The organism is Roseimaritima sediminicola (assembly GCF_009618275.1).
GTDB lineage: Bacteria > Planctomycetota > Planctomycetia > Pirellulales > Pirellulaceae > Roseimaritima > Roseimaritima sediminicola.
Genome location: NZ_WIAD01000079.1, coordinates 1 through 13,867 on the forward strand (window position 1 = coordinate 1; position 13,867 = coordinate 13,867).

General features: G+C 58.8%; 12 protein-coding genes. 5 read left to right on the plus strand and 7 right to left on the minus strand.

What is annotated here, in order from left to right; all coding sequences use genetic code 11:
- Window positions 1-678 precede the first annotated feature (678 nt).
- The 5 genes from GE027_RS21565 (at window position 679) to GE027_RS21585 (ending at window position 3,326) form a co-directional block, all read left to right on the plus strand.
- Window positions 679-1,023, plus strand: a complete 345-nt coding sequence (locus GE027_RS21565; protein ID WP_153559303.1) for a hypothetical protein — start codon at window positions 679-681, stop codon at window positions 1,021-1,023.
- A 387-nt stretch (window positions 1,024-1,410) separates the two neighbouring features.
- A complete protein-coding gene (locus tag GE027_RS21570; RefSeq protein WP_153559304.1) occupies window positions 1,411-1,584 on the plus strand; it encodes a hypothetical protein in 174 nt (57 codons plus the stop codon).
- 131 nt (window positions 1,585-1,715) lie between these two features.
- On the plus strand, window positions 1,716-2,096 hold the full coding sequence (locus GE027_RS21575; RefSeq protein WP_153559305.1) for a Mu transposase C-terminal domain-containing protein: 381 nt from the start codon (window positions 1,716-1,718) through the stop codon (window positions 2,094-2,096).
- Between the two features lie 47 nt (window positions 2,097-2,143).
- On the plus strand, window positions 2,144-2,947 hold the full coding sequence (locus GE027_RS21580) for an ExeA family protein (RefSeq protein WP_153559306.1): 804 nt from the start codon (window positions 2,144-2,146) through the stop codon (window positions 2,945-2,947).
- 61 nt (window positions 2,948-3,008) lie between these two features.
- A complete protein-coding gene (locus GE027_RS21585) occupies window positions 3,009-3,326 on the plus strand; it encodes a hypothetical protein (RefSeq protein ID WP_153559307.1) in 318 nt (105 codons plus the stop codon).
- A gap of 491 nt (window positions 3,327-3,817) precedes the next feature.
- Here the strand turns inward: GE027_RS21585 and GE027_RS21590 are convergent, their stop codons facing one another.
- The 7 genes from GE027_RS21590 to GE027_RS21620 all read right to left on the minus strand — a co-directional run bounded on the left by GE027_RS21590 (window position 3,818) and on the right by GE027_RS21620 (window position 13,620).
- Entirely contained in the window at window positions 3,818-4,165 is a 348-nt protein-coding gene (locus GE027_RS21590) for a hypothetical protein (RefSeq protein ID WP_153559308.1), read from the minus strand.
- 87 nt (window positions 4,166-4,252) lie between these two features.
- Window positions 4,253-4,549 carry a hypothetical protein gene (locus GE027_RS21595; RefSeq protein WP_153559309.1) on the minus strand — a complete coding sequence of 99 codons (297 nt, stop codon included), beginning with the start codon at window positions 4,547-4,549 and terminating at the stop codon, window positions 4,253-4,255.
- Complete coding sequence (locus GE027_RS21600; RefSeq protein WP_162006864.1) at window positions 4,515-7,136, minus strand: RHS repeat-associated core domain-containing protein; 2,622 nt, start codon at window positions 7,134-7,136, stop codon at window positions 4,515-4,517. The genes GE027_RS21595 and GE027_RS21600 overlap by 35 nt, the downstream gene beginning before the upstream one ends.
- Window positions 7,137-7,188: 52 nt before the next feature.
- The gene (locus GE027_RS21605) at window positions 7,189-7,566 is read right to left on the minus strand and encodes a hypothetical protein (protein WP_153559311.1); all 378 of its coding nucleotides are present in this window, start codon (window positions 7,564-7,566) and stop codon (window positions 7,189-7,191) included.
- Window positions 7,556-9,910: an RHS repeat-associated core domain-containing protein gene (locus tag GE027_RS21610; protein WP_162006865.1), complete on the minus strand. Its 2,355-nt coding sequence runs from the start codon at window positions 9,908-9,910 to the stop codon at window positions 7,556-7,558. The genes GE027_RS21605 and GE027_RS21610 overlap by 11 nt, the downstream gene beginning before the upstream one ends.
- 129 nt (window positions 9,911-10,039) lie before the next feature.
- On the minus strand, window positions 10,040-10,417 hold the full coding sequence (locus GE027_RS21615) for a hypothetical protein (protein WP_153559313.1): 378 nt from the start codon (window positions 10,415-10,417) through the stop codon (window positions 10,040-10,042).
- Between the two features lie 5 nt (window positions 10,418-10,422).
- Entirely contained in the window at window positions 10,423-13,620 is a 3,198-nt protein-coding gene (locus tag GE027_RS21620; RefSeq protein WP_153559314.1) for an RHS repeat-associated core domain-containing protein, read from the minus strand.
- Window positions 13,621-13,867 lie beyond the last annotated feature (247 nt).

A 13,867-nucleotide genomic window follows, 5' to 3' on the forward strand; every position in this document is an offset into this window, starting at 1 on the left:
ATACCGAGATGTCCTGCAAATCGTCGACTACTATGTCGCGCGGTGGCCGGTGGAAATGTTCTTTAGGGTTTACAAATCGGGCTGCCGAGTCGAAGACATCATGCTGGAAAAGAAAGACAGACTGATTCGCGCTTTGATGTTTTACAAAGTCATCGCTTGGCGGATTCTGTTTGTCACCTTCCTGTTACCGACCCCGCTCTGGTCGCATTATACCTCGCTTTCTTACCGAATTGTCGTCGTAGTCTTGGACTTTTCTTGCACCGGCAATTTGGCCGGCAGTGCCCCCACTCCCGCAGACCGGAGCTTGCCCCCCGCCTTCGCTTCGACTAAATCGTACCTCGCCTGTACCCCGCCCCCTGACTCTCTTTTCACAAACTCGATGGGCGAGCGTTCGAATCCGCGTATCGCTCGACTATCCTGCAGGGCTTTTCTCAAGGCTGCGTCCAGGAGGCGGCAACCGTGTGCGCCAGGATTTTCCCCTCTCAGACGGAGCAGGACGAGTTCCTGCGAAACCTCAAGCTCTCCGCCTGCCCGCACTGCAAGCGAGTCGGAACACTCAACCGCCATGGCGTCCTGCGCGGTTACGACGAAGAACACTTGAAGCACTGGGCCGTGCGAGCGCGAAGGGTCTTCTGTAGCAACCGAAATCAAGCCGCTGGCTGCGGACGCACCTTCAGCGTGTGGACCGCCGACAAAGTTCAGCGGCTCTTCCTCAGTGCCGAACAGCTGGGGGCCTTTCTCAAGGCGGCCGCTGCCGCTGGCAACAAACGCCAAGCATTTGGAAAACTCCAAAGCAGCATGAGCGGCTCGGCGCCCTATCGAATCTGGAAACGATTCCAAAACGCCCAGACCTCGATCCGGGCCGCGCTGTCCACGATCTGCCCACCCCCGAAGCTCGACGGCGCGCAGCCGGGCGACAGTCCCACCGCGAGCACGCTGTCGCACCTCGACAAAGCCTTCGACGGCCATGAGCTCAACCCCATTGCCGCCTTTCAGGCCACGCTACAGACGTTCTTCATCTGAGGCGTCGTCCTCGACTCTGCCTGAAAACCGGGTTGGGTGGAATGGATCGAGGCTGAGTCGCTACGAAACTTTTGCAAGTATGGGGTGGCTCGGTGGTAGGGCCCGACGCTCGCGCGTTCGGCTCAGGTTTTCAGGCAGAGCCCACGCTTCAGACGGCCGTTTGGGGCCGCTTTCGCGCGACGATCCGCGGCGCCAATCGGGCAGCGAACGTCTTGCGGCGACCGAATTGCCGTCGTATCTCCCGCCCGGGAAATCTTGCTTTCTGCTCGACAACACAAGCCGACGATAGATCTGCCGCCGACCGCATCTAGGCTCGTCCACCGAATCGATTCCGCCTCGAATCGATTCGGTTTAAGTCAGCCAGTCACTCACCCCGCGGAGCGGTCCATGAAACGGCCATCGGTCTACGTCAAAATGAAAGTCCTCGGAGCGATCGAAGTCGCCTCCGGAAAAACGCGTCACGAGAGAATCCACAACGTCGCGGAGATGACGTTCTTGGACGAACAGGGGGACCAACACCGGTTCACCTGGCGGACCATCCAGACCTGGTACTACCGCTAGGGGCTGCTGCATGCGGGCCAGATCGCCCGCACCACGTTCTGCCGGTTCGTTCGCGAGTATGAATTGCTCAAGGACGATCCCAGCGAGAATCGTCGCCGGCTGGCCTTCAGCATGCAGCACGCCAACCAACTGTGGCAGGCCGACACCATGTTCAGTTCACCCAATGGGTCGAACACGACTACAACGCCACGGTGCATTCGACCCTGGGCATGAAGCCGATCGACCGCTTTGGCATGGACCTGTCGCGGATTCGGTTCCTGTCTCCTTCGGAGGACACCGACGAGCTGTTCTACGCCGAAGCGACGCGGAGCGTCAAAAAGGACAACACGTTCAGCTTCCAGGGGCGGCGCTATGAAACGCCCATCGACCTCCGCGGCAAAAAAATCACGCTTCGTCACGAGCGTCATCGCCAGGGCGTGGTGGTGGTCTACGAAAACGACCGCCGCATCGGCAAGGCTCGGCTGCTCGATGCCGTGGCCAACGGGATGGCCCGCAGAACCGAACAAGCCTGACGCGACGGAACCACCTCCTTTCAAACTTCACTCTCCGAGACTCCCTCATGATCCGATCCTACTTCGGCTTGTCCGACAACCCCTTCGCGCTGCGCGACATCCAGCTGCTCGAGCACCAACAAGAGATCCACGACACGCTCCGAGTCCACTGCCAACAAGGCGGCCTGTGTCTGGTCGTCGGCCGGCCCGGTACCGGCAAGAGCGTGATCAAAGAATCACTCAAAAACCTTCCCGACAAGGAGTACCTCGTGGCCACGGTCGCCCGCACGCTGCACACCTACACCAACACGGTAAAAATTCTCTGCGAAGCGTTCCGCATCGAATTCGAAAGCTCCGCATTCAAGTGCGAACGCAAACTGATCGCCGAAGCGGTGAGCCTTAATCGCGATGGCAAGATGCTGGTTACGGTCATCGATGACGCGCATCTGATGGCGATGGAGAATCTCCGCAAGCTGCGTCTGCTGCTGGAGGACTTTCCCAAGAATCACAACTTGATCCTGATCGGCCAGCCGGCGCTGCTCGCCAATCTGGACTTGGCGGTGAACCTGGATCTGAAAAGCCGCGTGACGTACTCGGTCGTCACCCGGCGTCTGCACGAGGACGCGATGCGGGGGTTCGTCGAGCGGGAGCTGGATCGGCTGGGGCTGCCGCACAGCACGTTCACCGCCGGGGCACTGGAGCTGATCGTTCGCTCGGCCGATGGCGTGCTGCGCAAATGTCGCAACCTGTGCTTGGCGTCGATGCTCGACGCGGTCCGGGCGTCCGCCGGAACGACGATCGACATCGACGTGGTCAATCGCGTGCTGCTTCAACCTCATTGGCAAAACGAAGTCGATCTGACGGACTTCTGAGCCGGCGATTCGTTCCCGGACCTGAATTGAAAAACCCTTCACCAAACGAGCGTCAACGACTATGATCACGAGAGATTTACTGCGCGCGATCCGCAACGACTTGCCGATGAAGCTGACGATTGGTCGGCTTCGCCAGTACGGTCCGATCAGCAAGCAGAGCGACGGCTATTTCCGCTTCCAGTGTCCCGGCTGTGGCGAACTGCGAGCGACCGTGAACCCGAAGAACAATCTGGCTCATTGTTTTAGCTGCGGCGAGAACTACAACAACATCGACCTGATGCTGACGCAGGGCCACGACTTCTTGCCCGCGGTGGAGATCCTCCGCGGCTGGCTGGAAGACTACCAGCGAGAGCTCGGTCGAGTGAACCCATCGGCTTAATTGGCCCACAAATTGAACCCATCTATCGAAGTGTGATCGCTCATCCGCAGCGGTCGCACTTTTTTTATGCGCGGACCGTTCATCCGGCCCGATAGGTCGCACCCGGGGAAAACGCTTCTCCAAAATTCTCAACAATTCAGCACAGGCCTCTTCAGAGCCCCGAAATCCCTACAGCCATAATGCGGCCAGAAATGCGACTGTAATTCGGCCGGTAACACCTGCCCCCGGCGAAGCCTTCACTTAGGGTTGACCGGCTCATCAAAGAGGCCTGACCCATTTGATCGCTTCCGCGGTGGAAATCCTCCGCGGCTGGCTGGAAGACTACCAGCGAGAACTCGGTCGAGTGAACCCATCGGCCTAATTGGCCCACCCAATCGAACCCATCTATCGAAGTGCGATCGCTCAGCCGCAGCGGTCGCACTTTTTTCTTTGCGCAGTCGTTTCAGCCGGTCCGCCCGGTCGCACCCCGGGAAAACGCTTCTCCAAAATTCTCAACAATTCGGCCAAAGCCCCTTCAGAGCCCCGAAATCCCTACAGTCATAATTCGGCCAGAAATACGACTGTAATTCGGTCGGTAACGCGTATGCATCGACCGCGTCGTGATGCAAGCCAACCAAAGCCTCGATCTCTTCGTTGTTGTGTTTCTCAAACGCGAGCAAAATGATCTTGCTACGTTGGGCGAGCGAAACGCTAACCGATCTGGACTTCGCGAATGTCTGCAGAATCGCGTGCTGTTTTTCGGTCACAATGACCTTGGCGGCCTTCCCTGGCATCGCTTGTTCTCCGACGAAGCTGGGCAAAGAAGGCAGCTTGTCGGATATCCTGTTTGCGAGCAACACCAACTCGTTCCCGCGGCACTATGTGTGTGTGCGGTCGTCCAGCGTGGCGGGCTTCCGGCCATCGCCGCAGCAACTTCGTGAACTTGCTCAACGAACAGTTACTACTTGTTTTTCAACCCAAGAAATCGCTTCGGAGATTTCATTGACAACTTGGTCATGGCCACCGAAGTCAGCCAATCCGCCCTTAACCTCCGAAAGACCGATGCCTCGTTCTGTGGTTTTCTCGATGACAAGCCATCGGCTTCCGAGGCGGATATTCACCCAGTAGCTTTGGCTCGACATCACATCCTCGGTTACAGTCAATTCTGGGAACCGATTTGTGATTTCCCGTCCAATTTCAGTTTCCACTTCAACCTCCCGGTTTTGAAAGAATCGTGTTTCCATCCAAATCCGTGATTTCGATGTCGCCCTTCTTGCCGATGTCGATCCGATTTCCCTTCGTCCTTACTTGTATGCATCCATCGGACGTGCGACGAATGTTGTCGGATTGGGGTGGATACATGCGACCGTCATATTCCAAGCCTGGATTCTTCGATTTTGCCACGCCCGAATATGCATCTTCTACGTCGTCCAATGTCTTACCGATCAAGTCCAATGCTTCGTCCGCTGATTTAGCGCCAGGGGCATTAGCAAGCCTCCGGTAAAACTCTGCAAGTCTCTCGGCTTTTGACAAAACGGTTCCAGATGCTTTAACTGCCGTACCTAAGCGGGCAATTCCCACGCCGCTCAGCGTTTCAACCCCTGCTGCACCGGCGAATTTGCTGATGTTATGGCAAGTGTCTGATTCATGCACAACCATATCGCGAGACCAATCTGAATACGGAATGTACGGGATTCGCATCCGTTGATGTTCTGGTGTTCCGTCGACCCAGTCAATTCCGTCGGCAATAGCGTTCGGAATCCAAATGAAAAGATTCCCGAGCCCCGTTGCTGTATCTTGAATCCCGTTGACAGTATTCACAGCACCTTGCCCGATTCCTTTAACGCCCTGGACTGGTATGTCTATGATCGTTGATTCATCCAGTCCACTTGGGTCAACCTTCGTCGTCACCCCATTCCCCACATACCGATATAAATTCGCATCGCCTGCCGCAAACCCAATCGGGTCTTGGCTGAGCCAGCGGCCGGTGGTGGGGTCGTACCAGCGGGCTCGGTTGTTTTGCAGCTCGACGTCGGCGTCCCAGTCGCGGCCCGTGTAACCGAATAAGGTGTCCACGGCGCTCGCGTGGCTGCTCGCGATCGCGGTCCCGCTGGTGTCGTAGTCCTGCTCGACCAGTCGGTTGCCAAAGCTGTCGTAGATCATGTGCTGACGGACGACGCCGTTGTTGTCGACGAGATCACGGACGCTGCCCAGGTGATCGGCAATGGTCCACAGCGTTTCACTGGCTGTCGCGCTGGCCGTGCTGGAGTTGACTGCTGGACCGCTGCCGGCGGCGTACTGCTCGTCGGCCAGGACCTCGTCCACGACGTCACCGTACAGGTAACGGTTCGCCACGCGGAACGATTCGCTTACCGCTTCGCCATCGCTGTCCACAAAACGCAGCACCGTCTGGCCATCGGCCCACACGAAGGCTTCGTCCCGATCCCAGGTTCCGTCGCCGTCGCTGTCGACGCGTTTACCGACCCGCTGATCGAAGGCGTCGTAAATGAACTCGACCTGCTGGGTGATCGCGCCGCCGGCCGAAGCCCGCTCGGTGACCAGCACCATCCGGTTGCGGTGGTCCCACGCGTACTCGGTGACTTCACCCGTGGCGATCGAGGTCTTGGAAAGCGTGTTTCCCTCGTCGTCGTACGTGTAGTTGTACGTGCCGTCGGTCTGTAGCTGGTTGTGCGTGTTGGCAGCCGATTGCGACTGGCCGCCGGAGGACTTGCGGTTCCCGCCGGCGTCGAAGTCGTACGATTCACTGGACGCCAGACCGAACGGTTGGCTGAGTCCTGCAATGGCGGCGGTGGTCGCCGAGGTCAATTGATCACGGCTATCGTAACCGAAACTGGTCTCGGTACCGTCGCGGTAGGAAGCGAAATCAACCAGCCGGTTGTCCTGGTCGTAACGGAAGAAGTAGCCGGCCAGCATGTCGGTTGAACCCAGCGAAGCGGGCAGGGTCGACGTGCCGTCCCAGGTTTCGCCCGCGCCGATCTCGGCCGTGCCGTGGGTGATGCTGGCAAGCCGTCCGGCCTGGTCATAAGCGCGACGCGAATGGACCTGCAGGTCGCTCGGGCTGGCGGTCGTTGCGGAGTACTGCCGCAGGTCGGTCCGCTGGGACGCGGCGTTGTATTCGAACGTCGCCAGTTGCGGAGCCACCGCATGGCCGCCGCTGACGGCATCCGAGTTGACCGAAGTCATCCGTCCCAGGCCATCGTAAGTGAACTGTCGCGTGAAATCATCGACGCCGCCGACGATCGACGTGCCCGAAAGCGTGCCGCCGAAGTTGGCACCCAAGGTGATCCGATTTCCGTTGCCGTCGAACGCGCGATTCAATGCCACACTGGTTCCGACCAGGCCGGTCAGCTGCCGTTCGGCCAGCAATTGGCTGCGGTCGTTGTAGGCGAACTGGAAATCGGTGGCCAGCGGATCGGAATCGTCGATGGACGTCGTGCGGTCCGAGGTGTCGTAAGCGTAGGTCAGGGTGCGATCGACGGTCGCTCCGGTTTTCCAGGTTTCGCTGCTCACGCGGTAGCGGTTGTCGTAATCCCACTCGGTCAACCGGTCATTGCGATCGACCCGCGACCGCAGGTTCGCTGCGCCGTCGTAAGCGTAGCTGCGATTTTGTGTTCCGCTGCCGTACACCTTGCCCTCGGTCACCAATTGATTCAGACGGTTGTAAGTATAAACCGTCTCGTTCCCCAGCGGGTCGGTGACGTTAACGATGTTTCCGAACACGTCGTCGTCTCGTCCCTCGCTGAACATCGGAAACAAGGCCTGACCCCGGCGCAGCCCTTCCCTGCCATCGCCGCAGTCGCTTCGCGACACCAGGAATTTGCCAAGGGGAAGCGACGGCACTGACATGCACCTAAAGCCTGGATCAGAACGTAATCGCGAAGGCTACAACATGCATGATCGCCACAAGAAGGAATCCAAAACTGATATTGCTGAAATGCCCAATTAGACAAATCATCCCCGAATAAATGACAAACTGCAGGTTGTCGATAAGCGCGACGGGATAAGGTCGTTCCGAGAAATTGCCTCCAAACGTCATGTTAGAAATCGGAAACAAGAAATCAGCGATGTTATCCGTTCCATGCCCGAACCCTAGCGACACGATCGCCACTGCATATAAAGCAATCTGGAAAGCAAAGCCTACTCCCAAGTAGAGAAATACTTGCTTCCAAGATGGCTTCTTGCCTGCTGGCTGAAGCCAACGTTTCCGTGTGGGTTCGTACGGATTGGGGTTACTTGCCATCAAGCTTCAGTCCATGGTCCCACATGTAATAGGTGTTCAGGAAATTACCCCTTTTTCCCATGAAGTAATCGAGATTGTATTCACAATCGTTCCCAAACAAGCCTTTTATCATCGACTGCATCCCTCGCACTTGTTGCGCAGTAGTTCGCTCGTAATCGTATTTGTCTCCACGCAATGTAGGCGAATCGAAAGCGGTTCGCAGATGCCCTTCCAGGACATGCCAGGGAACGTGCTTCCCTTTTCCCCGTGGGATCAGTCCGTAAATAGTCTTGGCGGCTTCGAGAGCTTTATCCACATCGTTGTAAGGGTTGTCTGGGTAGTGACCACCTTCTGCAGTGTCTCCGTGTCCAACGTTCGGCCTGCTAGACCCTGTTCGCCGGTTGATCTTGCTGTTCCACCACGCTGTAAAGCTCTCGTGGGGCCAAGTGTCCGCAAAGGTATGGAGCAACAGACCTGCGAACGGGCCGAGATCGGAGTACGCGTCGCCAGTCTCCAGGAACGAGCCGATAGCAAATTCCGTGTACCCACGAAGATCATCAGGATTCCGGGAAACGGGCGTGTTCGGGCCACACCCCCAAAAATGAGTCCTTCTCAACAAGTCCTCGTTTGCAAAGTTCCGAGTTGTTGCAGCATGGACAATACCGTCCCAAGGCGAAGTCGTTGGTTCGTTGTCAACGTATTGCGACCAACCCGCGACTTCATATGAAGTTTGATGGTCCCAGCCGCGAGCTCTGAATAGCGAATAAATGGTGTAGAAGTGGAAGTCGACACCAAACAATCCACTTGGATCGCTCTTGGTCGTAGGCTGATTTCCCACATACCGATACAGATTACTATCGCCTGCGGCGAAGCCAATCGGATCTTGGCTGAGCCAGCGGCCGGTGGTGGGGTCGTACCAGCGGGCTCGGTTGTTTTGCAGCTCGACGTCGGCGTCCCAGTCGCGGCCCGTGTAGCCGAATAGGGTGTCGACGGCGCTCGCGTGGTTGCTCGCGATCGCGGTCCCGCTGGCGTCGTAGTCCTGCTCGACCAGTCGGTTTCCAAAGCTGTCGTAAACCACGTGCTGGCGGACGACGCCGTTGTTGTCGACGAGATCACGTACGCTGCCTAGATGGTCCGCGATGGTCCACAGCGTTTCGCCCGCTGTCGTGCTGGCTGTGCTGGAGTTGACCGCTGGCCCGCTGCTGGCGGCGTAATGCTCGTCGGCCAGGACCTCGTCCACGACGTCACCGTACAGGTAACGGTTCGCCACGCGGAACGATTCGCTTACCGCTTCGCCATCGCCGTCGACAAATTGAAGCACCGTCTGGCCGTCGGCCCACACAAAGGCTTCGTCCCGATCCCAAGTGCCGTCGCCGTCGCTGTCGACGCGTTTCCCGACCCGCTGATCGAAGGTGTCGTAGATGAACTGGACCTGCTGGGTGATCGTGCCGCCGGCCGAAGCCCGTTCGGTGACCAGCACCAGCCGGTTGCGGTGGTCCCACGCGTACTCGGTCACTTCCCTCGTGGCGATCGACGTCTTGGAAAGCGTGTTTCCCTCGTCGTCGTAGGTGTAGTTGTACGTGCCGTCGGTCTGCAGCTGGTTGTGGGTGTCAGCAGCCGTTTGCGACTGGCCGCCGGAAGATTTGCGGTTGCCGCCGGCATCGAAGTCGTACGATTCACTGGACGCCAGACCGAACGGTTGGCTGAGTCCTGCAATGGCGGCGGTGGTCGCCGAGGTCAATTGATCACGGCTATCGTATGCGTAACTGGTCTCGGTGCCGTCGCGGTAGGAAGCGAATTCGACCAGCCGGTTGTCCTGATCGTAACCGAAGACGTAACCAGCCAGCATGTCGCTCGAACCGAGCGATGGAGGCAGGGTGGACGTGCCGTCCCAGGTTTCACCCGCAGCGATCTCGGCCGTGCCGTGGGTGATGCTGGTCAGCCGCCCGGCTTGGTCGTAAGCGCGACGCGAATGGACCTGCAGATCGCTGACGCTGGCCGTCGTCGCCGAGTAGCGCCGCAACTCGGTCCGCTGAGACGCGGCGTTGTACTCGAACGTCGCCAGTTGCGGAGCCACCGCGTGGCCGCCGCTGACGGTATCCGAGTTGACCGAGGTCAGTCGATTGAGTCCATCGTAAGTGAACTGTCGCGCAAAATCGTCGGCGCCGCCGACGATCGACGTGCCCGAAAGCGTGCCGCCGAAGTTGGCACCCAGGGTAATCCGATTTCCGTTGCCATCGAACGCGCGATTCTTTGTTCCGCTGCCGTACACCTTGCCCTCGGTCACCAGTTGGTTCAGACGGTTATAAGTATAAACCGTCTCGCTCCCCAGAGGCTCGGTGACGTTGACGATGTTTCCGAACACGTCGTAGCGGGGAAGGCCTGCCCTCGGCGAAACCCTTCCCAGTTTTCTGTCAAAATGTGAGCTAACGCTCACCGCTCAGGGTTGACCTGCTCATCAAAGAGGCCTGCCGCATATAATCGCACCCTTGCCTTACAACAATTCATTAGCCAATTTAAGCTGCAACTGATCAGCAACTTCTTCCGCGATGCCGATTAGCCATTGGCACTCGGAAATGTGACTCGTAACAAGGCGATACTGAATACTCTCACCGTCGTTTGCAACAAACGACAGAACGAGAGCCGCAAAATCTTCACCGTTATTGACCAGAGGCACAAGCGAAATGCCGTTCACACAGTCTTTCTTAATTGTCAACTGGTTTTCGTCGTTTCTCCAAATCAAACGATTTTCGTCGACCTCTACGCTCAGTTTGGTTTCTGGCTGCGAAACCTTTTCAAATTTGGCACAGTCCACATTGTTGGCTACATCTTTCAATGTAGACAAAACTGTGAACGGAGGTGTCTCACTCATGATTGTCATGGCTTCACCGGCTTTCCGTCAATGTAGAATATCGTTCGTGACAACATTTCTGGACCTTGGTGGATTCTCCATATTTCCCAGTTCGTAATGTTTCCTCCACCGCCAGGTGGAACATAATCCATCCCTCGGCTTCCCCGTTGCACAATGCTTGGGAGTTCGTCGATGGATTTGCACATCCCGTCGAGATTTACGTGCAATCGGCTCGCACCACGCATCATGTTCTCCAGCATCTCCTCGGTCGGGAAAATTCTTGGATCATAAATCTGGCCGTACGTTCGCGCACCCACGTGTTCGGCAAACCGATCCAGTAATCCACCCGCTCGGGTTTCTTGATGACGCCAAAGACCAAACGCAACGTCGCCAAATTCATCGGCAGGAATCGAATTAACTGACCCTACCGTATGCCTAACCACATCATCCCCCACACTAGAAACTGTAACACTACCGCCAGCCATGCCAGCGGCCATAGCGTAGAACTCATAGTTGCCTTCTGCCAGGACCCAAATTGCGGCCTGTTCCGCGGGTGGAACCGGCTGGCTCGGACAGTTTCGTGCCTCGAAGTTGTTGCCCTCGAGCACGTTGTTGTAGTGGGTTTGTTGTCTAGTTTGGGAACCGGCGAACGAGCTGGGGGGTGCGGGTGCGTTCGTCCGAGGTCCACTCCCTGTCAACGGCCAAACTGTATATGCAAAGGTGTACCCGACAGCTTGGGCAAATAAGTTATTGCGGATCTCGTAGTGCTTCCCTCCGTAGCCTTCGATCGTTGTCATCCAAGGAGCCCAAGGGTCGTCCGCGGGTGCGTTCTCACGTTCGTCTAAGCCACTCGGATCCGTCGCCTCGGTCGGCCCGTTGCCCACATACCGATAAAGATTCGCATCGCCCGCATTAAACCCTATAGGGTCTTGGCTGAGCCAGCGGCCGGTGATGGGGTCGTACCAGCGGGCTCGGTTGTTTTGCAGCTCGACGTCGGCGTCCCAGTCGCGGCCCGTGTAGCCGAACAGGGTGTCGACGGCGCTGGCGTGGCTGCTCGCGATCGCGGTCCCGCTGGCGTCGTAATCCTGCTCGATCAGCCGGTTTCCAAAGCTGTCGTACACCACGTGCTGACGGACGACGCCGTTGTTGTCGACGAGATCACGTACGCTGCCTAGGTGATCCGCGATGGTCCACAGCGTTTCACTGGCCGTCGTGCTGGCGGTGCCGGAGTTGACCGCTGGCCCGCTGCCGGCGGCGTACTGCTCGTCGGCCAGGACCTCGTCCACGACGTCACCGTACAGGTAACGGTTCGCCACGCGGAACGATTCGCTTACCGCTTCGCCATCGCTGTCCACAAAACGCAGCACCGTCTGGCCGTCGGCCCACACGAAGGCCTCGTCCCGATCCCAAGTGCCGTCGCTGTCGCTGTCGACGCGTTTGCCGACTCGCTGATCGAAAGCGTCGTAAATGAACTGGACCTGCTGGGTGATCGCGCCGCCGGCCGAAGCTCGCTCGGTGACCAGCACCAACCGGTTGCGGTGGTCCCAGTCGTATTCGGTGACTTCACCTGTGGCGATCGACGTCTTGGAAAGCGTGTTTCCCTCGTCGTCGTAGGTGTAGTTGTACGTGCCGTCGGTCTGCAGCTGGTTGTGGCTATCGGCAGCCGATTGCGACTGGCCGCCGGAAGACTTGCGGTTGCCGCCGGCATCGAAGTCGTAGGATTCACTGGACGCCAGACCGAACGGTTGGCTGAGTCCTGCAATGGCGGCGGTGGTCGCCGAGGTCAATTGATCACGGCTATCGTAAGCGTAACTGGTCTCGGTGCCGTCGCGGTAGAAAGCGAACTCGACCAGCCGGTTGTCCTGGTCGTAACCGAAGACGTACCCGGCCAGCATGTCGGCCGCGCCGAGCGAAGCGGGCAGGGTCGACGTGCCGTCCCAGGTTTCGCCCGCGGCGATCTCGGCCGTGCCGTGGGTGATGCTGGTCAGCCGCCCGGCGTGGTCGTAGCCGCGGCGCGAATGGATCTGCAGATCGCTGACGCTGGCCGTCGTCGCGGAGTAACGCCGCAGGTCGGTCCGCTGGGACGCGGCGTTGTACTCGAACGTCGCCAGCTGCGGAGCCACCGCGTGGCCGCCGCTGACAGCATCCGAGTTGACCGAGGTCACCCGTCCCAGGCCATCGTAAGTGAACTGACGCGCGAAATCATCGATCCCGCCGACGATCGACGTGCCCGAAAGCGTGCCGCCGAAGTTGGCGCCCAGCGTGATCCGATCTCCGTTGCCGTCGAACGCGCGATTCAAGGCCGCACTGGTGCCGATCAAGCCGGTTAGCTGGCGCTCGGCCAGCAACTGGCTGCGGTCGTTGTAGGCGAACTGGAAATCGGTGGCCAGCGGATCGGAATCGTCGATGGACGTTGTGCGGTCCGAGGTGTCGTAAGCGTAGGTCAAGGTACGGTCGACGCTTGCGCCGGTTTTCCAGGTTTCACTGCTAACGCGGTAGCGGTTGTCGTAGGCCCACTCGGTCCGCCGGTCATTACGATCGACCAGCGACCGCAGGTTCCCCGCGCCGTCGTAAGCGTAGCTACGATTCTGCGTTCCGCTGCCGTACACCTTGCCCTCGGTCACCAGTTGGTTCAGACGGTTATAAGTATAATCCGTCTCGTTCCCCAGCGGGTCGGTGATGTTGACGATGTTTCCAAAGACGTCGTAGCGGGTCGAGGTGGTGGCCGAGGAGGGGTTGGTCGAGGCGATCACGCGATACCAGGCGTCCCGCTCCACGGTGTTTGTCTGTCCGAGTGCGTCGCTGGTCGAGACGGTGTTTCCGAGGCTGTCGTAGACGTAGTCGGTGTAGGCCGCGGCCAGCGACCCCGCGCCGTCGGGATCGGGCTGCGTCACACGGGGCAAGCGTCCCCCATCGTCATAGTTGTACGAGGTGACGCGGCCCAGCGGATCGGTCACCGCGGTCAGCAGGCCGTCGACCGTGTACTGGTAACCGACTTCGGGCGAGGCGACGGTCGCCTCGGGCCGAGGCTGGTGCGCGGTCGTCAGGCGTCCTCGCCGGTCATAATCGAACCGGGCCACATTACCCAGCTGGTCGGTTGCCGAACGCACCGTCCCGTCGGCCCAGTAGCGGGTGTTCTGGGTGGGGACGTCGCCGATGATGGTTCGCATCCGTCCCAGGGCGTCTTGCTGGGCCACGGTTTCGATCCCCGAAGGATCCGTCACGGCGACTTCCCAGCCGAGATTGTTTTTCGCATAGGCGTACTGCGTCTCGTAAGCCGACGAATCAAAGGGGGCAGGCCTCTTTGGCGTCGGTCTTGGGAAAACAAACTCGCTGTCGGCCTCTTGGACGCATGGTTGATTCCAAATGAAGTCAACGTGCGGTCGACTCGCCCCAGCCTTCGTCACCCAAGGGCTTGCCACGCTGGGCCGAAAGACACACCGCTGCCAGTTCGCCCTCGGACAGCGGCGT